19 protein-coding genes are annotated in these 22,640 nt (G+C 65.6%); 5 read left to right on the top strand and 14 right to left on the bottom strand.

Annotation, left to right across the window (positions count from 1 at the left end):
- Positions 1-10: 10 nt before the first annotated feature.
- Positions 11-532 (bottom strand): hypothetical protein, encoded by a 522-nt coding sequence (locus BJI69_RS15795; RefSeq protein ID WP_154670751.1) that lies wholly within the window; start codon positions 530-532, stop codon positions 11-13.
- A gap of 608 nt (positions 533-1,140) precedes the next feature.
- Here BJI69_RS15795 and typA point away from each other — a divergent pair.
- A complete protein-coding gene (gene typA / locus BJI69_RS15790; RefSeq protein ID WP_046966720.1) occupies positions 1,141-2,988 on the top strand; it encodes a translational GTPase TypA in 1,848 nt (615 codons plus the stop codon).
- Positions 2,989-3,101: 113 nt separating this feature from the next.
- Here typA and BJI69_RS15785 read toward each other — a convergent pair whose 3' ends face one another.
- Positions 3,102-4,226: a mechanosensitive ion channel family protein gene (locus BJI69_RS15785; RefSeq protein WP_071925002.1), complete on the bottom strand. Its 1,125-nt coding sequence runs from the start codon at positions 4,224-4,226 to the stop codon at positions 3,102-3,104.
- Positions 4,227-4,296: 70 nt separating this feature from the next.
- On the opposite strand from BJI69_RS15785, the gene BJI69_RS15780 reads away from it, so the two are divergent.
- Together BJI69_RS15780 and BJI69_RS15775 are read left to right on the top strand one after the other, a co-directional pair.
- Complete coding sequence (locus BJI69_RS15780) at positions 4,297-4,977, top strand: Dph6-related ATP pyrophosphatase (protein WP_046966719.1); 681 nt, start codon at positions 4,297-4,299, stop codon at positions 4,975-4,977.
- Positions 4,970-5,488, top strand: a complete 519-nt coding sequence (locus BJI69_RS15775; RefSeq protein ID WP_046966718.1) for a mismatch-specific DNA-glycosylase — start codon at positions 4,970-4,972, stop codon at positions 5,486-5,488. The genes BJI69_RS15780 and BJI69_RS15775 overlap by 8 nt, the downstream gene beginning before the upstream one ends.
- Here the strand turns inward: BJI69_RS15775 and BJI69_RS15770 are convergent.
- Complete coding sequence (locus BJI69_RS15770; RefSeq protein ID WP_052767069.1) at positions 5,464-6,684, bottom strand: c-type cytochrome; 1,221 nt, start codon at positions 6,682-6,684, stop codon at positions 5,464-5,466. The genes BJI69_RS15775 and BJI69_RS15770 overlap by 25 nt on opposite strands.
- Positions 6,681-7,391: a c-type cytochrome gene (locus BJI69_RS15765; RefSeq protein ID WP_046966716.1), complete on the bottom strand. Its 711-nt coding sequence runs from the start codon at positions 7,389-7,391 to the stop codon at positions 6,681-6,683. Before BJI69_RS15765 ends, BJI69_RS15770 begins: the two co-directional genes overlap by 4 nt.
- A 107-nt stretch (positions 7,392-7,498) precedes the next feature.
- Here BJI69_RS15765 and BJI69_RS15760 point away from each other — a divergent pair, with 107 nt between their 5' ends.
- Positions 7,499-9,082 (top strand): amidase, encoded by a 1,584-nt coding sequence (locus BJI69_RS15760; RefSeq protein WP_046966715.1) that lies wholly within the window; start codon positions 7,499-7,501, stop codon positions 9,080-9,082.
- A 151-nt stretch (positions 9,083-9,233) separates the two neighbouring features.
- Here the strand turns inward: BJI69_RS15760 and galU are convergent, their stop codons facing one another.
- The 8 genes from galU to cmk form a co-directional block, all read right to left on the bottom strand.
- On the bottom strand, positions 9,234-10,109 hold the full coding sequence (galU, locus tag BJI69_RS15755) for a UTP--glucose-1-phosphate uridylyltransferase GalU (protein WP_046966714.1): 876 nt from the start codon (positions 10,107-10,109) through the stop codon (positions 9,234-9,236).
- Positions 10,106-12,007 carry a polysaccharide biosynthesis protein gene (locus BJI69_RS15750; RefSeq protein ID WP_046966713.1) on the bottom strand — a complete coding sequence of 634 codons (1,902 nt, stop codon included), beginning with the start codon at positions 12,005-12,007 and terminating at the stop codon, positions 10,106-10,108. The genes galU and BJI69_RS15750 overlap by 4 nt, the downstream gene beginning before the upstream one ends.
- Complete coding sequence (locus BJI69_RS15745) at positions 11,994-13,022, bottom strand: MraY family glycosyltransferase (protein WP_244465226.1); 1,029 nt, start codon at positions 13,020-13,022, stop codon at positions 11,994-11,996. The genes BJI69_RS15750 and BJI69_RS15745 overlap by 14 nt, the downstream gene beginning before the upstream one ends.
- A 5-nt stretch (positions 13,023-13,027) precedes the next feature.
- Positions 13,028-14,203 carry a lipopolysaccharide assembly protein LapB gene (gene lapB / locus BJI69_RS15740; protein WP_046966711.1) on the bottom strand — a complete coding sequence of 392 codons (1,176 nt, stop codon included), beginning with the start codon at positions 14,201-14,203 and terminating at the stop codon, positions 13,028-13,030.
- Positions 14,200-14,460: a LapA family protein gene (locus tag BJI69_RS15735; RefSeq protein ID WP_046966710.1), complete on the bottom strand. Its 261-nt coding sequence runs from the start codon at positions 14,458-14,460 to the stop codon at positions 14,200-14,202. Before BJI69_RS15735 ends, lapB begins: the two co-directional genes overlap by 4 nt.
- 209 nt (positions 14,461-14,669) lie before the next feature.
- Positions 14,670-14,969: an integration host factor subunit beta gene (locus tag BJI69_RS15730; protein WP_046966709.1), complete on the bottom strand. Its 300-nt coding sequence runs from the start codon at positions 14,967-14,969 to the stop codon at positions 14,670-14,672.
- A 55-nt stretch (positions 14,970-15,024) separates the two neighbouring features.
- Positions 15,025-16,698, bottom strand: coding sequence for a 30S ribosomal protein S1 (gene rpsA / locus BJI69_RS15725; protein ID WP_046966708.1), 1,674 nt, complete (start codon positions 16,696-16,698; stop codon positions 15,025-15,027).
- A gap of 169 nt (positions 16,699-16,867) precedes the next feature.
- Positions 16,868-17,548 (bottom strand): (d)CMP kinase, encoded by a 681-nt coding sequence (gene cmk / locus BJI69_RS15720; protein WP_071925098.1) that lies wholly within the window; start codon positions 17,546-17,548, stop codon positions 16,868-16,870.
- 124 nt (positions 17,549-17,672) lie between these two features.
- Here cmk and BJI69_RS15715 point away from each other — a divergent pair, with 124 nt between their 5' ends.
- Positions 17,673-17,933 carry an acyl-CoA-binding protein gene (locus BJI69_RS15715; RefSeq protein WP_046966819.1) on the top strand — a complete coding sequence of 87 codons (261 nt, stop codon included), beginning with the start codon at positions 17,673-17,675 and terminating at the stop codon, positions 17,931-17,933.
- 16 nt (positions 17,934-17,949) lie between these two features.
- Here BJI69_RS15715 and treY read toward each other — a convergent pair whose 3' ends face one another.
- Positions 17,950-20,562 carry a malto-oligosyltrehalose synthase gene (treY, locus tag BJI69_RS15710; RefSeq protein ID WP_046966707.1) on the bottom strand — a complete coding sequence of 871 codons (2,613 nt, stop codon included), beginning with the start codon at positions 20,560-20,562 and terminating at the stop codon, positions 17,950-17,952.
- Positions 20,559-22,637 carry a 4-alpha-glucanotransferase gene (gene malQ, locus BJI69_RS15705; protein WP_046966706.1) on the bottom strand — a complete coding sequence of 693 codons (2,079 nt, stop codon included), beginning with the start codon at positions 22,635-22,637 and terminating at the stop codon, positions 20,559-20,561. Before malQ ends, treY begins: the two co-directional genes overlap by 4 nt.
- Positions 22,638-22,640: the final 3 nt, after the last annotated feature.

Below are 22,640 nucleotides of genomic sequence, written 5' to 3'. Positions count from 1 at the left end.
GCGACGCCCCTCAGCCGGGGGGCGTCGCCAAGCGGCGTGCGCGCTCGTCCCGGATACGCTGCTCGATGGCGAGCACGATGTCGATCTCTGCCGGCGAGAGCTGCTCGTTCCACATGTCGTAGACGCCCTGTCCGGGCGCGCAGGTGTAACCGTCGCTCGCCAGGCAGATCATGGCCGAACGCATGCCGCCAGGCTCGCAGCCACCCGTCGTCGCACACTGCATGTCGTCGAGAGCCACGTGCTGGTACTTGTGCAGGTCGGCCTCGTACGCCGAGCCTTGAACGAGATCCCGACCCAGGTCCCAGTGGCCCGTCGCGTCTCGCGGAAGGAGAACACTGGCCATGTCCGTGACCTCGACGTCGTCGGAAGACGTCACGGCATCGAAGATCTCGTCCACCGAGCGAGGGCCGGTCACCGCCCATCCGGGATAACGCCGGTCGAAGGCAACCCTGCCCCGCTGGTTGATGCTGTCCAGCTCGGCCTGCGATACGGTCCGCGTGCAGAACGATGCCTTCCAGGCGGCGTAGGCCATGGCTCGCGGGTTGTTTGTACGGCTCTGCCAACCCGGCTCCACAGCGTGTCGGCAGACCGCAGCGGCCTGGCGCATGAGGAGGGTCGCGGCGACGTCCCCCTCTCCGGACAGGGGACCCAATCGCGCGAAAAGCGCCTCGACGGTGCGATCGTCGCCTGCTCCGAGGAGGGGCTGCATCGCGGCGGGGGGCTTTCGACCGAGGCCTCGCTCAGTGGCATGTCGGGTGCCCGGCGGCGCCGTATCCACGCGAACCGATGCGGGCGCCACGGGCGACGTCGAGGGCCTGGCGTGGCCAGAATGACCACCGGTCACCGCGAAAACGAGAGCGAGCGAAAGCAGTAACCCCACCGTCCACCCGATCGCCCTTGGCGTCGGACGCCCTGTCAACCGCTTTTCCATGCCCGGCCCCTTTTCCATGGGCGGCAGCTTAGCGCCTCGCCGGCCGCCGTAAAACGGCCCTTTTTCCTGCTTTCGGATGGATTTCGATGCATCGGGCGGGCTTCCTGACGGACTCTCCGCCCCCGTCATGCGAAAGTCGCTCTTTTCCTTTATAATCGGCGGCTTCCCAAACCAAAGAGGCGATCCGGCTTTACGCCGGCGCATACCGCATGTCGATCGAATTCCTGCGCAATATCGCCATCGTCGCTCACGTCGACCATGGTAAGACCACCCTCGTCGACCAGCTTCTGAAGCAGTCCGGCACGCTCAATGAGCGCACCGTGCTCGCCGAGCGCGTCATGGATTCGAACGACCAGGAAAAGGAGCGTGGCATCACGATCCTGGCCAAGAACACGGCCATCACCTGGGAAGACAAGAAGACGGGTGCGAAGAACCGCATCAACATCGTCGACACCCCGGGACATGCTGACTTCGGTGGCGAAGTCGAGCGCGTGCTGTCCATGGTCGACACCGTGCTGATCCTGGTCGACGCGATGGACGGCCCGATGCCGCAGACGCGCTTCGTGACCCAGAAGGCGTTCGCGATGGGCTTCAAGCCGATCGTCGTCGTCAACAAGGTCGACCGCCCCGCCGCCCGTACGGAGTGGGTCGTCGAGCAGGTCTGGGATCTGTTCGCCAAGCTCGGTGCCACCGACGAGCAGATGGACTTCCCGATCGTCTACGCTTCGGCGCTCAACGGCTATGCCTCGCTCGACGAGAACGCGCGCGAAGGCGACATGACCCCGCTGTACGAAGCGATCATGCAGCACGCGCCGAAGCCGGACGTCGATCCGGACGGCCCCTTCCAGATGCGCATCAGCCAGCTGGACTACAACAATTTCGTCGGCGTCATCGGCATCGGCCGCGTGCAGCGCGGCACCCTGAAGAAGGGCATGCAGGTTGCCGTGATCGACCGTGAAGGCAAGAAGCGCCAGGGCAAGGTCGCCCAGGTGCTCGGCTTCCTCGGTCTCGAGCGCATCGAGCAGGAAAGCGCCGAAGCGGGCGACATCGTCGCCATCTCGGGTATCGCGGACCTGACCATTTCGGACACGCTGACCTCGCCGGACACGCCGGAAGCACTGCCGGCGCTGAGCGTCGACGAGCCGATGATCAGCATGACCTTCCAGGTCAACAACTCGCCGTTCGTCGGCAGCAAGGATCTTTCGGGCGGCAAGTTCCTCACCAGCCGTCAGCTGCGTGAGCGCCTCGACCGCGAGAAGGTGCACAACGTCGCCCTCCGCGTCGAAGACGGCTCCGACGCCGACAAGTTCCTGGTCTCGGGCCGCGGCGAACTGCACCTCTCGGTGCTGATCGAGAACATGCGTCGCGAAGGCTACGAGCTGGCCGTGTCGCGTCCGGAAGTCATCCTCAAGGAAATCGACGGCCAGAAGATGGAGCCGATCGAGGAACTGGTGATCGACATCGAAGAGATCCATCAGGGCGGCGTCATGGAGCGCCTCGGCATCCGCAAGGGCGACCTGAAGAACATGGTGTCGGACGGTAACGGTCGCGTGCGTCTCGAGTATGAGATCCCGGCCCGCGGCCTGATCGGCTTCCAGAACCAGTTCAAGACCCTGACCCAGGGCTCGGGCCTGCTGTTCCACGTGTTCAAGCACTACGGTCCGTACACCCCGGCCCCGATCGCCAAGCGCCAGAACGGCGTCATGATCGCGAACGCTGGCGGCAACACCCCGGCCTACTCGCTCGGACCCCTCCAGGAACGCGGCAAGCTGTTCGCCGCCGAAGGCGACGCCGTGTATGAAGGCCAGCTCATCGGCATTCACGCGAAGGACAACGACCTCACCGTCAACGCCATCAAGCCGAAGCCGCTGACCAACATGCGCGCCTCCGGTAAGGACGATGCGATCCAGCTGACCCCGGCACTCAAGTTCACGCTGGAGCAGGCCCTGGACTTCATCGACGATGACGAGCTGGTCGAAGTCACGCCGAAGGAAATCCGCATGCGCAAGAAGCACCTGACCGAAGGCGATCGCAAGAAGTCTTCGCGCGGCGCTTAATCGATAGCGTTCGATGCTAGCGAAAGGCCCGGCTTACGCCGGGCCTTTTTTTGTGAGCCACTTTCGAGGAATCGTGACTGTGGGAGCCGCTTCAGCGGCGATGGGTGCTCGCCTCAACCGGCCCGCTGCCGCGGGATCGCCGATGAATCGGCTCCCACAATCGCCGATGAATCGACTCCCACAGGGCTCTCGAACTCGCCGCGGACGCGCGGCAGGAAGCCGGCGAACTCACGCTGCACGAAGGCAATCAGACCCTCGCGTACCTTGCAGCGAAGATCCCAGGACTTGCTCGAATTGGACGAGCTGACCAGCGCGCGCAACTGCATGGCCTTGTCGTTGGTATCGACCACCTGTAACACGCACACACGGCCGTCCCATTCCGGGGCCTGCTTGCAGAGGCGCTCCAGTTCCGTACGCAAGGGACCCAGTGGTAGCCCATAGTCGAACCACAACATGGCCGAACCAAGCACCTGCGAGTTCGTGCGCGTCCAGTTCTGGAACGGGTTCTCGATGAAGTACTGCAAGGGCACCACGAGGCGGCGCTCATCCCAGATGCGCACGACGACATAGGTGCTGGTGATTTCCTCGATCTTGCCCCACTCGCCTTCGATCACGACGACATCGTCGAGCCGGATCGGCTGGGTCAATGCGATCTGCAGACCGGCGATGAGGTTGCCGAGCACGGGCTTCGCCGCGAGACCCACGGCCAGGCCAGCGAGCCCGGCCGACGCCAGCAGGCTGGCACCGAACTGGCGCACGGTGGGGAACGTCATCAGCGCCACGCCGATGCCCAGTACCACGGCCACCACGCTGCCGGTGCGACTGAGCACGCGCGCCTGCGTCTGCACGCGGCGCGCACGGAGGTTGTCTTCGCGGTCGATCGGGTTGAAGCGGGATACGGTCGCGTCGAGCGCGCCGATGCAGCGGACGATGAACCATGTGCAGGCGACGATCAGCCCGAGGCTGACGACGTGCTCCAGGCCATCGATGAGGCTGGCCGGCTCGTCGGGCGACGCCCTGAAGGCGATCAGCAGCATGGCAAGGGGAACGATGGCTTCCATCGGGGCATTCGCCCGGGCGATCATGCTCGCCCCGGCAGGATGCGTGATCGCGAAGCGGCGCAGGAAAAATTTCGTCACGCGACGAAGGACACCCGCGACGGCCAGCGCGATCACGACGATCAACGCAAAACGCGTCCACGGATGCGCAAGATCTGGCATCCAGTTGGAAGGATTCATGGTTTCCAGCCTAGCGGCCGGTATGTCCACATAATGTTGTGGTGCAGCAAGAGCGAGGTAAAGTGCCGGCATGTCCACCCCGATCATCGTTTCCTGGAGCGGCGGCAAAGACTGCCTGATGACGCTCGGACGCCTGCGTGCCGATCCTTCCTGGCGCGTCGTTGGCCTGCTGACCACGGTGACCGCCAACCACGACCGCATCGCCATGCATGGCGTGCGCCGAACCGTCCTCGCGGCGCAGGCGGCCTCGCTGGGGCTCCCGGTAGTCGAGGCCGTCCTCACGTGGCCCAGCCACAACGACGCCTATGAGGAGGCCTTTGCGAGGGCCCTCGACACGGCACGGCAGCGCTGGCCCACCCTCGCCCACATCGCCTTCGGCGACCTGTTCCTTGCCGACGTGCGTGCGTATCGCGAAGCGCAGCTCGCGCGTATCGGCGGATGGACCGGCGTCTATCCCCTTTGGGGCGAGGACACCGCAACACTGGGACGTCGCTTCGTTGCGGACGGACACCGGGCGGCGCTCTGCTGCGTGGACACGACGCAACTCGACGCCAGCTTCTGCGGCCGCGACTACGATCAGGCACTGCTCGATGCGCTGCCTTCGTCCGTCGATCCCTGCGGAGAAAACGGCGAGTTCCATACGCTCAGCTACGGCGGGCCGCTGTTCGCGCACGACATGCGCATCGTCCGTGGCGAATCGGTACTTCGCGACGAACGCTTCCAGTACACCGATTTTCTCCTCGATGACTGAGTCCTTCGTCCTGCCCGATGTGCTCGAGCCAGGCCTGTCGCTGGTCTTTTGCGGAACGGCCGCAGGCACGCGTTCCGCGCAGGATCGTGCGTACTACGCGCACCCGGGCAACATGTTCTGGCGCACGGTGTACGCGGTTGGCCTGACACCTCGCCTCCTCGCGCCCGCTGAGTTTGCACGGATGCCGGCCTATGGACTCGGCCTCACGGACCTTTCCAAGTTCCACTACGGCAACGACAACGAACTGCCGGTGGGTGCCTTCGATGTGGCCGCGTTACGCAGCAAGATAGAAACGTTCGCCCCCCGCGTGCTCGCCTTCACCAGCAAGCATGCCGGCACGTCCGCGCTTGGAAAATCCCTCACGTATGGCTTGCAGCCGGCGAGGTGGGGCCGAACGCAGCTGTTCGTTCTCCCCTCCCCCTCCGGCCAGGCACGACGCTCATGGAACGCCGGCATCTGGCAGGAGCTCGCCGATCTCGTGCGGACTCAGCCGCCCGGAATCGAGCGGTAGGCACGCACATCGTTCGGTGACACCGACGGGGCCTTGTTCGACCACGCCTGGCGTATGTACGTCACGACCGCAGCCGCGTCGTCATCGGACAAGGTCTGCGAGAACGGCGGCATCGAATACGGACGCGGATTGGCGACTGTTCCCGGTGCGAAGCCACCCGACAGGACGATGCGAATGGCGTTGATACCGGTCGGCTCGACGACGGACGAATTGCCATCCAGCGGCGGATAGGCCGTGCCTTTGCCGCGCCCATCGGCTGCATGACAGCCGGCGCATTGCTCGGCATAGACCTTCTGCCCCGCCTTGGCAAGATCGGCGGCATCTGCCGCGGATTCGCGCTGGCGGGGCACTCCGCGCTCGGGTAACGACTTCAGGTAGGTGGCCATCGCGGCGAGATCGGCATCGTCGAGGTGCTGCGTGCTCCGGATCACGACATCGGCCATGGGGCCAAAGGCCGTGCCCTTGCGCGAGCGGCCGGTCTTCAACAGCGCGACGACATCGGCCTCGGTCCAGCCGCTCAGGCCGCCGTTCGGGCCCATGGACAGGTCGGGCGCGTACCAGTTCTGCACAGGTACGAGGCCGCCGGCGAGGAAGGGCTCGGTGACCATCGCACCGAAGGTGTTGCGCGGCGCGTGGCATTCGTTGCAATGCCCCAGGCCTTGCACGAGATACGCACCGCGGTTCCACGCGGCCGACTGTTTCGGATCGGGCGCGTACTCACCCTCGTCGAAGTAGAGCAGCCGCCAGGAGCCCATGAGCGAGCGCATGCTGTACGGCCAGCGCAAGGCGGGCTCGGTGTGGGCGAGCTTCACCGGCGGAAGGGTCTTCAGGTAAGCGAAGATCGCATCGGTGTCCGCGCGCGTGACCTTCGTGTACGAGGTGAAGGGAAACGCCGGGTAGAGCGATGTGCCGTCGTGCCCTTTCCCCGCATGCATCGCACGGTAAAAATCCTCGGCCGTCCAGCCGCCCAGGCCCGTTTCATGATCGGGTGTGAGGTTGGGTGCAGTGATCGCGCCGAACGGCGTCGGCACGACGTGACCACCCGCGAACGCCGCGCCGTTACGTGCGGTATGGCAGGAATCGCAATCGCCAGCGACCGTGAGGTAATGGCCGCGCGCGACGAGGTCGTCGGCGCTGGCCGAGCAGGCGGCACTGACCAGGGCGAGTGCGACAAGGAGACGGGTGAAGACACTCATGTCCCGGCTCCCAGTACGCCGCAACGCAGCGGCGGCGAAACGCTTCCCGCCGGCTCCGCATGCGCATCGGCGGGCACCGGGCGTTGGGCCAGCCATGCCGAGACAGCGCTGATATCCGCATCGCTCAGGCGACTGACGATGGTCTTCATGCAGTCCGGTGCCACCGTGTTCCGTGTGTTCGTGCGCCATGAACCCAACTGGGCGCTGATGTAGTCGTAAGGCAGGCCGACAAGCCCGGGGATGTCCGGTTGCACGCCGGTGAGGTTCGGGCCGTGACAGGCCATGCAGGGGGGAATGCCGCGCGCGGTATCGCCCTTGGTGACCAGCTGCTCACCCCGCGCCATGGCCGCCGGCGACGTCGCCGGGACGTCGTGCAAGGTGTAAGGGACGTTCTGAGCCGAGAAGTACTCCGCGATCTCGCGCATGTAGTCGTCGGTAAGCGGGCCGACGGTGTATTCCATGATCGGGTAGTGTCGCAGGCCGCGCTGGAAGTCCCGCATCTGCCGATGCAGGTAGCCCGCTGGCTTGCCGGCCAGGCGCGGATTGAAGCCGTTGCTGCCGCCTTCGCCGTGCTCGCCGTGGCAACTGGTGCAGGCCGCGATGCGCTGGACCAGGGTGTCGGGTACCGGAGGCGTGTCGGCCGCCATGGCCTGCATGGCGAAGAACGCGGCGACCGTGACGGCCAGCCGGCGAAAAAGACGACGCATGTGGCACTCCCTGGCGATCCATTGGCTAGGCCCATGCAGTATAGCCACGCACGGGTATGCGGTAGATTGCATGCAGTCGCCACACCGTAGCCAGGGGGAAAAGACATATGCAGCATGTATGGATCAGGCCGGCCGCACTGACGCTGGCCCTTGCCGTCTCGTTGTCCACCGGCGCCGCGCAGGCGCGCGACGCGAACCAGGACGATGCCTTCGCGTCGATCGCCACCGTTCGCCAGGCCTATGCCTCGGGAGCGCTGACGCCCGAAGGGCTCACTGCCCTCTTCCTCTCGCGCATCGCGACGATCGACAAGGCGGGGCCGACGGTCAACGCCGTGCTCGAAACCAATCCCGATGCCTTGGACATCGCGCGTAAGTCGGGCAAGACCGGCCCACTCGCCGGCATTCCCATCCTGCTCAAGGACAACATCGACACCGGCGACCGCATGCAGACCACGGCCGGATCCCTCGCCTTGGCGGGCAAGCCGGCACCGCACGATTCGGCGGTCGCGGCAAAGCTGCGAAAGGCGGGCGCCATCATCCTCGGCAAGACCAACCTCAGCGAGTGGGCCAACATGCGTAGCAACCACGCCACCAGTGGCTGGACGGGACGCGGCGGGCTCACGGTCAATCCTTACGTGCTCGACCGCAACGCCTGCGGTTCGAGCGCCGGCTCGGGTTCCGCGGTCGCCGCCGGCCTGGCCACCGTGGCGATTGGCAGCGAGACCGATGGCTCGATCATCTGCCCGGCGTCGATGACCGGTCTGGTCGGGATCAAGCCTACCGTCGGGCTGGTCAGCCGCACGGGCATCATCCCCATCTCGCACAGCCAGGACACGGCCGGTCCGATGGCGCGCAGCGTCGCCGATGCGGCCACGGTGCTCAGCGCGATCGCCGGCAGCGATCCGCGCGATCCCGCCACGAAGGACGCCGACAAGCACGCCACTGACTATACGAAGTTCCTCGACCCGAACGCGCTGCGCGGCAAGCATATCGGTGTCGTGCGCGAACTGGCCGGCATCGAACCGAATGCGGATCGCGCCCTGGAGAAAACGATCGCCATCCTCAAGGCGCAGGGTGCGACCGTCGTCGACCCGGTCGAGATTCCGCACCTGAAGGAACTGAGCGAACACGAGCTCGACGTGCTGCTGTACGAATTCAAGCACGACATCAACGCCTACCTTGCCACCCGCCCGGACCAGCCGATGAAGACGCTGGCCGATCTCATCGCTTTCAACGATCGCGAGGCAGCGAGAGAGATGCCGTGGTTCGGCCAGGAGCTGTTCTTGCAGGCACAGGCCAAGGCCGACCTAAGCGACCCGACCTACCTTCAGATCCGCGACCGCAACCAACGCCTCGCCGGCCCCGAGGGGATCGACGCGGCGCTGGCGAAGGATCATCTCGACGCCCTGCTCGCTCCCAGCTGGGGACCGGCGTTCGTCAACGATCTCGTGCTCGGCGATCATGTCGTCAGCGGTGATCCGACCGTCGGCGGCGTGTCGGCACCGGCGGCGATCTCGGGCTATCCGTCGATCACCCTGCCCGTCGACTTCGCCCATGAGTTGCCGGTGGGCGTGGTGTTCTTTAGTGCGAAGTGGAGCGAACCTACGTTGATCGCAATCGCGTATGGTGTCGAGCAAAAAGCCAACGCCTACCGGCGACCGCGGTTCCTGCCGACCTTGCCGATTCGCTGACATGGAAGGGCCCGCATTGCTGCGGGCCCTTCGTGACTTTTTGTGGGAGCCGCTTCAGCGGCGATGGGGCGCTTGCCACAACCTGGCCCGCTGCCGCGGGATCGCCGATGAATCGGCTCCCACAGGTGAATCGGCTCCTACAGGGGGCTGACTAGGCCTTGTTGGCGAACTCGCGGACGATCGGGGCGAGCTTCGGGTCTTCCAGGGCCATGGCCATCGTGGCGCGCACGAGGCCGGCCTTGTTGCCGCAATCGAAGCGCGTGCCTTCGAAGCGATAGGCAAGCACCTTGCCCTTGGCCTTCAACAGGTCTTCGATGGCGTCGGTCAGCTGGATCTCGCCACCGGCGCCTTCGCGCGTGTTGCGCAGGTATTCGAAGATGTTGCCGGGCAGGACGTAGCGACCGACCACGGCGAGCGTCGACGGCGCGTCGGCCGGCTTCGGCTTCTCGACCATGTGCTTGATCACGGTGGAGCGGTCGTCCACCTGCTCGGTCGCATCGACGATGCCGTACTTGTCGGTGTCCTTCTCCGGCACCTCTTCCACCGCGATGACGCCGGCGTCGTATTTGTCGGCCACTTCAGCCATCTGGCGCAGCGCGCCCTTGCCCTTGTTCCAGATCAGGTCGTCCGGAAGCATGACGCCGAAGCGCTCGTCGCCGATCACCGGCGCGGCGCGCAGGACGGCGTCGCCCAGGCCGAGTGCCTCCGGCTGGGTGACGAAGACGCAACGCACGTGACGCGGAAGGATGCCGCGCAGGATCGACAGCAGCTCTTCCTTGTTCTTCTCGGCCAGCTTCTCTTCGAGCTCGTACGCCTTGTCGAAGTAATCCGCGATGGCGTGCTTGTAACGGTTGGTGACGAACACCAGCGTGTCGGCACCCGCGTCGACGGCCTCGTCCACGGCGTACTGGATGAGCGGACGATCGAGCACGGGCAGCATTTCCTTCGCTACTACCTTGGTCGCCGGGAGGAAGCGCGTACCGAGGCCAGCGACGGGAAATACGACCTTGCGCAGGGGTTGGGTCATGATGCGATGTCTCCGTTTTCGTTTCGGCGAAGCGGCACGACGTTGTCGGCCTGCGCGTCGCTCCAGCGGAACGAAGGCAGCAGTTGCGACACGCAGCGACGCAGGGTCTCTTCATCGAACGTGGCCGCGGCCTCTTCGGCGCGAGCCAGCTGGGTCTGCAGCATCTCCCACGACACCTGGCGATGTTGCGCCTGGAAGATCTTGGCGTGGGTGGTGCTCGTGTAGTTTTCCAACGGGTGGAACAGTTCCTCGAACAGCTTCTCGCCCGAGCGCAGGCCGGTATAGACGATCTGGATGTCGGAGCCGGGACGCTTGCCGGCCAGACGGATCATCTGTTCGGCGAGGTCGCGGATCTTGACCGGATCGCCCATGTCGAGCGCAAAGATCTCGCCCCCCTTGCCCAGGCTCGCCGCCTGCAGGATCAACTGGCAGGCTTCGGGAATGGTCATGAAGTAACGCGAAATCTCCGGATGGGTGATCGTCAATGGTCCACCCTGGCGAATCTGCCGGCGGAACAAGGGGACCACCGAACCGGCGGAGTCGAGCACGTTACCGAAACGAACGGTGATGAAACGTGTAGGCGTGTGTGCCGCGAGGTTCTGGCACCAGATTTCCGCCATGCGCTTGCAGGCGCCCATGACCGAGGTCGGGTTCACGGCCTTGTCGGTGGAAATCAGCACGAAGGATTCGACGCCACAACGAACGGCGGCATTGGCGACCACCCGCGTGCCCATGACGTTGTTGCGGAAGGCTTCACGCAACTGGCCCTGGAGCATCGGCACGTGCTTGTACGCGGATGCGTGGAAGACGATCTGCGGCTGGGTCTCTTCAAACAGGCGGTTGATCGCCACCGTCTCGCGCGCATCGGCGAGCACCCCGTTGAAAATCAGCTCCGGGTAGGCCGACGTCAGCTCCTGGCCGATGCGGTAGAGGTTGTACTCGGACATCTCGACCACGGTCAGCGAGCTGGCGCCCAGGCGCGCGACCTGTCGGCAGAGCTCCGAGCCGATCGACCCGCCGCCGCCGGTCACCAGGACGCGACGACCACTGATGTTCTCGCGGATGGCGGTCCAGTCGAGTTCCACGGCATCGCGGCCGAGAAGATCCTCGATCGCCACTTCCTTGATCTCGTTGAACTGGGCGCGCCCGGCGACGACGTCTTCCAGGCGCGGCACGGTACGGAACGGCAGGCCCGTGCTCTCGCAGAAGGCGACGATGCGGCGCATCTGCGCGGTCGTGGCACCGGGCACGGCGATGAGCAGCATCTGCACGGCCACGGCCTTGGACAGCTCGGCCAGCTGATCCACCGTGCCGAGCACGGGGATGCCGCCGATCTGCGCACCACGCAGGGCCATGTTGTCGTCGACGAAACCGATGACGCTGTAACGGCTGTCGCGACGTAGATCGCGCGAGAGCGCCTCACCGGCGCGATCCGCGCCGACGATCAGGACCCGCTTGGTCGGTGCCGACTGGAACAGGTCGATCCGGCTGTCCTTCCAGAACCGGTAGCTCAGGCGCGGCAGGCCCAGCAGGACGACGAGCACGACGGGATAGACCAGGAGCACCGAGCGAGGCACGCCGTCGAGGCGCGCATACATGACCATGGCCAGGCCGATGATCAGCGCGCCGATCACCGTCGCGCGGATGATGTTCCACAGGTCGGGAAGGCTGGCGAATCGCCACACGCCCTTATAGAGACCGGTCCAGTTGAACACCGCGCCCTGGACCAGCAGGACGATCGGGAATTCCATCGGCAGGTAGGTCACCGGCGCCAGATCGGGCATGAGGGCGTAGCGCAGCGTCTTGGCGATCCACCACGCGAGAGCCGCCATGGCAAGGTCGTGCGCGACGACCGCCGTACGTGGATGGATGATGCCTATGAACTTACGCAGAAACATGTCGCTCCCTTCGACGCAAGCCATGCTGCTTGCCAGTACGCCAGACCACCGCTCCCAGCAGGTAGGTTGCCCCGAAACACACGGGCGCAGCCGCCGGCCAGCGGAACGCGATCCATGCGACAGGAACGCAGATGAGTACGTTCCATGCGAAGTAGCCCAGGGCTACCTTTCGGTGTGATGCGCCCCGCCGAACGAGCCACTGGTACAGGTGCTCGCGGTGCGGAGTGTACCAGCGCGCACCGCGCAGCATTCGCACGAGCAGTGTCAAGGTCGCGTCGACAACGAAGGCTGACGAGAGTATCAGCGCCGGCCACAGCAAATTCGTACGAAATGCCCACAACATCGCGGACAGGGCGAAAACGATCAGGCCGACCGTAGCACTGCCCACGTCGCCCATGAAGATCTTCGCCGGCGAGCGGTTGAAGCACCAGAAACCGGTGGCCGCACCCAGGATGGCCAGCCCCGCGCCGGCAAGGGCCGGGCTGCCGGCCGACCAGGCCAGGGCGGCATAGGCTACGCCGAAAAACATGGCCTGCTGGGCCGCCAGGCCGTCGATGCCGTCCATGAAGTTGTGCAGGTTGATGCACCAGACGCCGGCCAGGAGGAGCGGCACGGCCCACCACAAGGACGACGTGCGCGTCGCTACCGCGAGGCACAACAGGAAGGTGGCGGCCAACTGGATCAGCAGGCGCGGCCGGATCGGCAGGGAACCGTGATCGTCCAGCCAGCCGATCGCCGCCACGGCGATGACCGCGAGGCTGAAGGCGGCAGTGATCGCAGGACCCGGTGAGACCGGCAGGAACAACAGGCTGAAAGGTGCCGCCAGCAGCACGCCAAGCACGATCCCTATGCCGCCACCCCGCGGCGTCGGCATGCTGTGCGAGCGACGGTGTCCCGGCGCGTCCAGCATGCCGCGGCGATGGGCATAGGCAATCGCGATACGCACGCTTACATACGAAACGACGAAAGCCAGGACCGCGCTACCGACGATCGTTGCCAGGGAGTTCGCAAGCACGGGCGTCATTCGTTGGCGACGCCGTGGATCGGCCGCACCGTGCCCCAGTTCTTGCAGCTCGGGCACTGCCAGTGGTGGGCCTTGGCGCCAAACCCGCAGCGACTGCAGCGGTACATGGCCTGCCCTTCGAGCAACTTGCGTGTCAGGTCGCGCAGGATGAGGTAGTTCTCACGCGCCTCGCCCGACACCTTGTCCATCGTGGCATCGATCAGCGCCATCAGGCCGCGAACCGACGGCCGCTTGCGCAACTGACCGGTGAGGAAATCGATGGCCGTGCGTTCGCCGTCCCTGCCCTCGTAGAGCCGGGTCAGGGCCAGTACCGGCGAGATGCCGTGGTAACGCTCCATGATGTCGCGCAGGAACGCCTCGGCGCGATCCATCTGTTGCGAACGCGCGTAGCAGTTCAGCAGCGGCGGGAGGATTTCCGGGACGAAGGCGATGTCGGCAGCGATCGCCGATTCATAGGATTCGACCGCGGCCGCCATGTCGTCGTCTTCGAACGACAGGCGCCCGGCGATCATGTGCGCCCGAACGCAGGCCTGCTGGCAGGCGAAAGCCTCGCGCACATACTCGCGCGCTTCGGTGCGGGCACCATGCTGACGGGACTGCTCGGCCAGCTCGCAATAGAACTGCGCGATCATCGCGGACTCGTCCTCGCTGGTCATCGCCTCGAGACGTCGTGCGTGATCGATGGCCTTATGCCATTCGCGCTCGTGCTGGTAGATCGAAATAAGGTGACGCAGGGCGGACGGCGCCAGCGCGTCCATCGCCACGAGGTCGGAGAAGAGGGTCTCCGCGCGGTCCAGCAGACCGGCACGCATATAGTCTTCGCCCAGCTCGAGCAAAGCGACGGTCTTCATTTCCTCGGACAAGCCCTGGCGCGAAACCAGGTGCTGGTGCAACCGGATCGCGCGATCGACTTCGCCGCGCTTGCGGAACAGATTGCCCAACGCGAGGTGGGTCTCGACGGTATCCCGGTTGTATTCGGCCAGGCGCAGGAAGACTTCCAGTGCCTTGTCCTGCTCTTCGTTGAGGAGGTAGTTGAGGCCGCGGAAGTAGTCGGACGAGAGGGCGTTGACCTGCTCGCCGGAACGCCTTGCATGCGTGCGACGGGCCAACCACCAACCGCAGGCGAACGCCGCGGGCGGAACGAGCGCAAGCAACCACCAGATCGGATTCATGCGGTCGTCGCGTTGGCTACCTTGCGATCGCTGCGCTCGCCACGGCGCTTGCGCCGCTGGGCGATGGAGGTGCCGAGCCAGGCGGTGATGCCGCCGAGAACCCAGCCCACCAGGACCGCCGCGAGCATCGCCCCACCCTTGGGCAGGGACAGTCGGGCAAAGCCGAGATCGAACGGAACCAGATCGGCATTCAACGCGCCGAAGACGATACCGGCGGCGACGAACAAGAGGAGAAAGAGGATGGCAATGAGGCGCATAGCCGCGACTGTACCCGAATCCTGAATGCGATGGGGCGCACCGGTTGGCGATTCGTACAGGTTCGCCGGTGGGCTGGGGATGCATCCCATGTAGGAGCCGATTCATCGGCGATGGGTGCTTGCCGCGAGCCTGAAGGTTGCATCGACTGGCCCGCTGCCGCGGGATCGCCGATGAATCGGCTCCTACAACGGCAAAAAAAAACGCCGCGTCAGAGCGCGGCGTCTTCCTCGGCGAGGTTTACGCGTTCGCGTAACTCCTTACCAGGTTTGAAATGCGGTACATGCTTGCCCGGCAGGGCAACAGCCTCGCCGGTCTTGGGGTTACGCCCCATGCGCGGTGGACGGAAGTGCAGAGCAAAGCTTCCGAACCCACGGATCTCGATGCGCTCGCCCGTGGAAAGGGCCTGGCTCATTTGTTCGAGCACGCTCTTGACGGCTAGTTCCACATCGCTGAAGGCAAGGTGGGTCTGGCGCCGCGCCAGCGCCTCGATCAATTCCGACTTTGTCATGGGTCCCCTGTTTTTAGCAAAAGCGAGGGGCGGCGAACCGCCCCTCGCCCGACGGTTAGTCGGCCTTGTTCATCTGCTCTTTGAGGAGCGCACCGAGCTTGGTCGTGCCACCAGCAGCCGAGGCGTAGTCAGCCATGGCATCGGCCACGTCTTCCTCGTCCTTGGCGCGGATGGAAAGCTGCAGCTGACGGCCCTTGCGGTCCATGCCGGTGAACTTCGCCTCGACGGCGTCGCCAACCTTCAGGTACTGCGTGGCGTCGTCGACGCGTTCCTTGGCGATGTCGTTCGCACGGATGTAGCCCTCGACACCTTCGCCGAGATCGATCACCGCACCCTTGGCGTCGACTTCGCGGACGGTACCGTTGAGGATCGTGCCGCGCGGATTCGAGGCCATGAACTGACCGAACGGATCCTGCTCCATCTGCTTGATGCCGAGGGAGATGCGCTCACGCTCCGGATCGACCGCGAGAACCACGGCTTCAACTTCGTCGCCCTTCTTGAAGTTGCGAACGAGGTCTTCACCCGAAGCCTGCCACGAGATGTCGGACAGGTGCACGAGACCGTCGATGCCGCCGTCCAGACCGATGAAGATACCGAAATCGGTGATCGACTTGATCTGGCCGGAAACCTTGTCGCCCTTCTTGTGCATGGCGGCGAACGCTTCCCACGGGTTCGAGCGGGTCTGCTTGATACCGAGGGAGATACGACGACGCTCTTCATCCACGTCGAGGACCATGACTTCCGTCTCGTCACCGACCTGAACCACCTTGGCCGGATTGACGTTCTTGTTGGTCCAATCCATTTCCGACACGTGCACGAGGCCTTCGACGCCCGGCTCGATCTCGACGAAGCAACCGTAGTCGGTCACGTTGGAGACCTTGCCGAACAGACGGCTGCCGACCGGGTAGCGGCGGGCGATGGCGACCCACGGGTCGTCGCCGAGCTGCTTGAGGCCGAGCGAAACGCGGTTGCGCTCGCGGTCGTACTTCAGCACGCGGACGTCCAGCTCGTCGCCGACGTTGACGACTTCGGACGGGTGACGCACGCGCTTCCACGCCATGTCGGTGATGTGCAGCAGGCCATCGATGCCGCCGAGGTCGACGAATGCGCCGTAATCGGTCAGGTTCTTGACGACACCCTTCACGACCGCGCCTTCCGTCAGACGCTCGAGCAGCTTCTCGCGCTCTTCCGAGAACTCGGTCTCGACAACCGCGCGGCGGCTGACGACGACGTTGTTGCGCTTGCGATCGAGCTTGATGATCTTGAACTCGAGGTCCTTGCCCTCGAGGTAGACCGGGTCACGGACCGGACGCACGTCGACCAGGGAGCCCGGCAGGAATGCGCGGACGTCCTTGATGTCGACCGTGAAGCCGCCCTTGACCTTGCCGGAGATCTTGCCGGTGATGGTCTCTTCCTTGTCGAACGCCTGCTCGAGGTCGTCCCACACCATCGAACGCTTGGCCTTCTCACGGGAGAGCTTGGTCTCGCCGAAGCCGTCTTCGAGCGCGTCGAGCGCGACCTTGACCTCGTCGCCCACTTCTACTTCCAGCACGCCTGCTTCGTCCCGGAACTGCTCGATGGGGACGATGCCTTCGCTCTTCAGGCCGGCGTTGATCACCACCACGTCGTTGCGGATTTCCACAACGATACCGGTGACGATGGAGCCGGGCTTCAGCTTGGAAATAGCCTGCTGGCTCTGTTCAAACAGTTCGGCAAAACTTTCAGTCATGTTGATTCCAGGGTTATGAAAGGTCGTACCCGGCGCTTGCGTACATTCTTTAACGCGTGCGGACAGGGGACCCACCGGTTGTGGGCACATCGGGCAATCCCGGTTGGGACCGCCCCGTGCCGTTGCCAAGAACCCGCGCACACTGCGCGAGCGTTGTGCCGGATGCGCTTTAAGGGCGCACCACGGCGAATACTTTTGCCACCACCACGTCGATCGGCATGCCGGTGGTATCGATCACCACGGCGCCTACGGCGGGCTTCAACGGGGCGACGGGGCGCGACGCATCCCGCTCGTCGCGCGCCTCGATTTCTCGCTGGAGGCCTGCAAGTGTAACGCTCAGCCCCTTATCCTTCAACTGCTTATAGCGTCTTTTCGCACGCTCGGACGCGCTGGCGGTCAGGAATACCTTATGGGCGGCGTCGGGGAAAATCACCGTACCCATGTCACGTCCATCGGCAACCAGGCCCGGGCCCTTGCGGAAGCCGAGTTGCATGTCCACCAGGGCCTGGCGCACGGAGGGGATCACGGCGATGGCGGACGCGGCAGCGCCGGCCGTCTCGGTCCGGAGCTCGTCGGTGGCGTCGTGGCCGTTGACCAGGATATGCGTCTCACTCTGGTCCGGACTGGCCCGGAAGCGGATCTTCACGGTCTGCGCGCAGCGGGTCACGGCGTCCACGTCGGAGAGATCGATCCCCTCCTCCGCCGCCGCGTAGCCCACGGCGCGATACAGCGCACCGGAATCGAGCAGGTGCCAGCCCAGCTTCTCGGCGACCAGGCGGCTGATGGTGCCCTTGCCGGAGCCCGAGGGCCCGTCGATGGTCAGGACAGGGGCGACAGCCGAATGGGGCATGGGATAGCTCTCTCGCGAAACGAGCATGATATCTCGTCACGACAGGCGAATTGGTCCCATGGACAGCTTTCCTGACCGCGTGCTACAAGCCCCCAACGTTCCAGACCCGCGGGTTACCAGCTCCATGTCCGACGACCTCCAGAGCCAGTTCGAGCAGGCTTCCCTGGAAATAACCCGCCTCGGCCACCGACCGGACAACGACACCCTTTTGCGGATCTACGCGCTCTACAAGCAGGGGTCCGAGGGTGACTTCCATGGCGAAAAGCCCGGATTCTTCGACTTCGTCGGCACGGCGAAGTACGAAGCGTGGGCAAAACTCGCCGGCACGCCGCAGGATTCGGCGAGGCGCCAGTACATCGACCTGGTGCGCTCGCTCAGGGGCTGAGGGACCTCCCCATCGCCTATGAGGCGCCGTGCGACAGCCACGCGGCGACAGGCAACTCGCCCATTAACACGGCGGCGTCCACCGTCCCGCCCTGCAACTCACCCTCCGCCAACAGCCCCGTCCAGCGTCCGCCGGGCAGAACCAGCGTGGTTCCCGCCCAGTGTTCGGCGGGAATCGCCGGCGCGGAGCTACCCGCCAGCCATGGCGCGGTGTGCCGGGCTACCGCGACGACGAGGCGCTGGCCCCGGTGCTCACGGACGAAGGCGAGTATCCGATCGGATGCGGGGCCCTCGACGGCCAGAGGCCGGTAGCTGCCCCGGGCGAAAAGCTCAGGATGCTCCCGCCGGGCCCAGAGCAGGCGGGAGATCACCGCCTGCTTGACCGTACCGTCCCGCCAGTGCGCCAGGGCGTCCCGCGGCGCGGGGGCGCGATCGAGTGACTCGGCCCGGGCGAGGAAATCGACGGGACGGCGGTTATCCGGGTCGACCAGGCTGAAATCCCAGTACTCGGTTCCCTGGTACAGATCGGGCACGCCCGGAGTACTCAGGCGCAGCACGGTCTGGGCCAGGCCATTGGCGACGCCGGGCGTCGCGATGTAGCCGGCGAAGGCCGCCAGCTCGGCAGCTGTCTCGCCCGACAGCACCGCACGCAGGAAATCCTCGCAAGCGTCTTCATACGGTTCGTTCGGCGAGGTCCAGCGCGTCCAGCGCTTGGCTTCGCGCAGCGCCTTGCGCTGCCAGGCCGCGATGCGCGTGGCGAACCGTTCCAGCCCGTCGACATCGTCCGCCGCCAGGTTCAGCGGCCACGCACCGACGAGCATCTGGTAGAGCATCAGCTCGTCGCCGGCCGACGGCGCCATGCGACCGTCGGCACGCTGGCGGAGGTCGGCGTGGCGGATGCGCCAGCGTTCGACCGTGATCACCCACCTATCAGCCACTTCGGACAGCACCGCGAGCCGCGCGCGCAGGTCCTCACCGCGCTTGTGGTCATGGGTCGCGGTGGCCAGCAGGTTATGCGGCAAGGTGGCGGCGCGGTCGACGCAACGGGCGTGGAAGTCCTCGACAGTCATCGACAGATGGGCCGCGTCGACGCCCACCTCGTTGCGCGAAAGCAGGCGTCCATAGCGATAGCCCGCCGTGTCCTCCACCGCCTTCGCGGCGACCGGCGAAGTAGCCTGCTGGAAGGTCGCCATCGCACGCTCGCGTGCACGTCGCACCGGTCCGGGTGGCAGGCTGCGCGGGGCCACACCGCCGAGCCATTGCGCGACGAGGTGCAACAGGTCCGCATCCTCCATGCGGATCGTGCGCAACGCACCCTCGACGGCCCGCGCGAAGATCGCCTCGTCGTATGCATCGCGTCCCGCACCGCCGGCGTAGGTCCGGTAGACGGGAAAATGCACGAGCAGTTCCACCAGCACACGACGAATGGCGGCCAGCGAGACGTCGCGTGTCGCGACATCGGCACGCGCCGAGGCGAACAGGGCGCGCGCCGTCCGGTCCAGCTCGGCTTCGAAGCTGTCGACAAGGATCTGCCGACGGGCACGCACGGCCTGCGTGGCAAAGTCGGCTGACTCCCCGGTGAGGTTGCGCCAGAGCTCGGTGAGCGGCGCCTCGCCCGCGCCGTCGTGCAGCACGGCAGACACCTGGTCCATGAACTCGTAACCCGTGGTGCCGTCGGTCCGCCAGTCCAGGCGCAACGATTCGTCTTCGGCGAGGATTTTTTCGACAACCAGGTAAGCGCCGTCGCGCGGCGCGCCCGGGGGACGCTGCACGCGCAGCTTGTCCAGCCGATGACGCAGTTGCCGGCAATAGCGTCGCGGGTCGGCGAGGCCATCGACGTGATCGCAACGGAAGCCGTCGATCAGTCCCTCGGCGTAGAGGCGAAACAGGGTCTTGTGCGTGTCTTCGAAGACGGCGGTGCGTTCGATTCGCAGGCCGGCAAGCTCGTTGATGTCGAAGAAGCGCCGGTAATTGACCATGTCGCTGGCCAGTTTCCAGAACGCCAGACGGAAGTGCTGCCGCTCGATCAGCGCATGCAGGGCTGCCCTGCCCTCGTCGTTCGTCGGATCGTGCCCGGCGATGGCATCCTCGGCCAGCCCGGCGATGGACGCCGGTGACAGCGGCAGGTAGTCGTCGTAGAGACGAAGTACCCACGCATCCTTGCGCCGGGCAAGACGGAGATGCCCTTCGCGCAGCGTTTCGTCGTAGCCGGCGCCGAGAATCGGCAACAGTACGCGGCTGCGCAACAGCGGATCCGGTGCCTGCCAGTCGATGTCGAAATAGTTCGCGTAGCGGCTCTCACGGCCGTGGCGCAGCACATCCATCCACCACGCGTTCTGTGTGCCGACACCCATGTGATTGGGAACGATGTCGACGACCAGGCTCATCCCATGCTCGCGCAGGGCGGCGACCAGTCGACGCAGTGCCTCCTCACCACCGAGCTCGGGGTTCACCTCGTGGCAGTCGACCACGTCATAGCCGTGCGTCGAGCCAACGCGTGCCCGCAGGATCGGCGAGGCGTAAAGGTGGCTGATGCCAAGCCGGGCGTAATACGCCACGACCGGCACGGCATCGTCCAGCGTGAAGCCCGCATGGAACTGGACGCGCGCCAAGGCCCTCGGTGGGCTCATGTGCGGTTCCGGGTCTTGTCGATCACGTCGCATACGGCGTGTGCGATGGGGCCGTCGAACAGTCGCGACGACGAGTCGGGCATGCGGCGACGCCAGTTCGGATGGATCGCGTCGGTCGGTCCGGGAAGATTCGGCTGTTCATGCAAGCCCAGGATGTCCTCGACCGGGTAGATCGCCAGCGGCGCGGGCGCCTGCGCCACGTGCTTCGCCGCCGCCACGACCACGGGCGAGATATCGTCCAGCCCGGGCGGGGACTCTTCGTTCCACGCCGAACCGGAAGCACACATGGCGCGCCACAGCAGCACGCGATCGCCTTCGCGTTGCGCGTTCTCGTCCACGGCGGGATCATCAAGACCGGTCTTCTTTCGCCACTCCACGTCGCGGCCACTCCACCAACCGGCTACGGTGGGCACGTCGTGAGTACTGGTCGTGGCCATGGCCTTCGCCGACCAGTCCAGCGGCGAGACGAAGCCGCCGTCGGCGGCGCGTTCGAACCAGAGCACGCGAATGCCGAGCACGCCCTTGTCGCCAATGGCCTGGCGGAAATCGGCGGGCACCGTGCCGAGGTCTTCGCCGATGACGATGGCCCGGTGCAGATGCGACTCCAATGCAATCAGGCGCAGCATGTCCGTCAACGGGTAGCGCACGTAAGCGCCTTCGGTCGCTCCCGCGCCATGCGGCACCATCCACAGGCGTTTCAGGCCCAACACGTGGTCGATACGCACGCCGCCCGCATGAGCCAGCGCGGCGCGGAGCATGCCGATGAAGCCCTTGAAACCGGTGTCGCGCAGGCCGCGAGGCGAGAACGTGGTCAGCCCCCAGTCCTGGCCGAGGCGATTCAGTGCATCCGGAGGCGCGCCCACGGAAAGGCCTTTGAGCACCTCGGCCTGGTGCGCCCAGGCATGACTGCCGCCGGAGTCCGCGCCGACAGCAAGGTCGGCAACGAGACCGATGGACATGCCGGCATCGCGCGCCGCCTTCTGCGCGCCTTCGAGGCCCTGTGTCGCGAGCCATTGCAGCCAGGCATGGAAACCCACCTCGCGCGAATGTTCGCGGGCAAAGGCCGCCACCTCGCGACCCGCCGGGTCGTGAAACTCGGCCGGCCAACCCTGCCAGCCGCCAGGACGACCGTGCGCACTGAAGTCAGCATGCAGCGCCTCGAAGCGCGCATGCCGTTCCAGGGGCTCACCCTGCGCACGGCGGAATGCACCGAACCGCTCGGAGTGGGCCAGATCCACCGATGCCGACTCAAACAGGGAGCGCAGGATGGTCATGCGCGCGCGGGCGGCGCGCGGCCAGTCGATGAGTTCCAGCCATTCGAGCTCGGCAAGCTCCTGGCGCAGGTTGTGCGTGTCGATCACGGCGCGCACGGTTTGCTCGCCACTGGTTGGCACCGGGTCGACGTAAAGACCATTGAGGAAGAGGCGGCTCGACGGTGCGTAAGGGCTGTAGCGTTCGGGTGCCGCGGCAAACAATGCGTGCAACGGACTGATCGCCAACGCGTCGGCGCCCTTCTCCGCCGCCGCCTTCGCGCAGGTCTCGAGGGCGGTGAAATCGCCGATGCCGCCATCGCCCGGTCGACGCAGGCTCGACATCTGGACGGCCATGCCCCAGGGCTTGCGCGCGCCGGCGATGTCACCGATGCCGAAGGTACGCGGCGGCGCGACGGCAAGCGTGACTTCGTCATCATCGAGAAACAGCGTGTAGTAACCCGGAACGGAGGGTGCGTCGAGCTGGCCTTCCCCGGACGGCAACTGCCCTTCGCTGATGAGGGTGTGCTCGTCGTCGAGCAGTTTCCACACACGTCCGCGGGGCGACACAGGCACCACGAAGCGATCGCCGACGTCGGCCGTGACCAGACGCGGAGGTTTCCGGCCACCACGCTCCTGTTCGATACGCTGCAGGCTGGCCTCGATGTCGTCGGCGCTATCCGCCGGGAGGTCGAGCGCGCGCAGTACGGCACGCAGCGTGTCGGCCGGTGTGGACTGCGGACGATCCAGCGCGTCGCGCCAATACACGTCCACGCCGGCCTGTTCCGCGAGCAGGGCGAGACGATCGTCGAGGGGGGCGTTCACGGC

This window comes from Luteibacter rhizovicinus DSM 16549, assembly GCF_001887595.1.
Classification (GTDB): Bacteria; Pseudomonadota; Gammaproteobacteria; order Xanthomonadales; family Rhodanobacteraceae; genus Luteibacter; species Luteibacter rhizovicinus.
This window is presented reverse-complemented; position numbering and strand designations above follow the sequence as displayed.

What these genes read in the sequence shown, in the direction of transcription:
- BJI69_RS15735 (WP_046966710.1), bottom strand. Translation starts at nt 14,460, where the DNA reads ATGCGCCTCATTGCCATCCTCTTTCTCCTCTTGTTCGTCGCCGCCGGT.
- BJI69_RS15785 (WP_071925002.1), bottom strand. Translation starts at nt 4,226, where the DNA reads ATGAATCCTTCCAACTGGATGCCAGATCTTGCGCATCCGTGGACGCGT.
- BJI69_RS15715 (WP_046966819.1), top strand. Translation starts at nt 17,673, where the DNA reads ATGTCCGACGACCTCCAGAGCCAGTTCGAGCAGGCTTCCCTGGAAATA.
- galU (WP_046966714.1), bottom strand. Translation starts at nt 10,109, where the DNA reads ATGACCCAACCCCTGCGCAAGGTCGTATTTCCCGTCGCTGGCCTCGGT.
- cmk (WP_071925098.1), bottom strand. Translation starts at nt 17,548, where the DNA reads ATGCCCCATTCGGCTGTCGCCCCTGTCCTGACCATCGACGGGCCCTCG.
- BJI69_RS15795 (WP_154670751.1), bottom strand. Translation starts at nt 532, where the DNA reads ATGGCCTACGCCGCCTGGAAGGCATCGTTCTGCACGCGGACCGTATCG.
- treY (WP_046966707.1), bottom strand. Translation starts at nt 20,562, where the DNA reads ATGAGCCCACCGAGGGCCTTGGCGCGCGTCCAGTTCCATGCGGGCTTC.
- BJI69_RS15765 (WP_046966716.1), bottom strand. Translation starts at nt 7,391, where the DNA reads ATGCGTCGTCTTTTTCGCCGGCTGGCCGTCACGGTCGCCGCGTTCTTC.
- BJI69_RS15730 (WP_046966709.1), bottom strand. Translation starts at nt 14,969, where the DNA reads ATGACAAAGTCGGAATTGATCGAGGCGCTGGCGCGGCGCCAGACCCAC.
- lapB (WP_046966711.1), bottom strand. Translation starts at nt 14,203, where the DNA reads ATGAATCCGATCTGGTGGTTGCTTGCGCTCGTTCCGCCCGCGGCGTTC.
- BJI69_RS15760 (WP_046966715.1), top strand. Translation starts at nt 7,499, where the DNA reads ATGCAGCATGTATGGATCAGGCCGGCCGCACTGACGCTGGCCCTTGCC.
- BJI69_RS15780 (WP_046966719.1), top strand. Translation starts at nt 4,297, where the DNA reads ATGTCCACCCCGATCATCGTTTCCTGGAGCGGCGGCAAAGACTGCCTG.
- typA (WP_046966720.1), top strand. Translation starts at nt 1,141, where the DNA reads ATGTCGATCGAATTCCTGCGCAATATCGCCATCGTCGCTCACGTCGAC.
- rpsA (WP_046966708.1), bottom strand. Translation starts at nt 16,698, where the DNA reads ATGACTGAAAGTTTTGCCGAACTGTTTGAACAGAGCCAGCAGGCTATT.
- BJI69_RS15775 (WP_046966718.1), top strand. Translation starts at nt 4,970, where the DNA reads ATGACTGAGTCCTTCGTCCTGCCCGATGTGCTCGAGCCAGGCCTGTCG.
- BJI69_RS15770 (WP_052767069.1), bottom strand. Translation starts at nt 6,684, where the DNA reads ATGAGTGTCTTCACCCGTCTCCTTGTCGCACTCGCCCTGGTCAGTGCC.
- BJI69_RS15750 (WP_046966713.1), bottom strand. Translation starts at nt 12,007, where the DNA reads ATGTTTCTGCGTAAGTTCATAGGCATCATCCATCCACGTACGGCGGTC.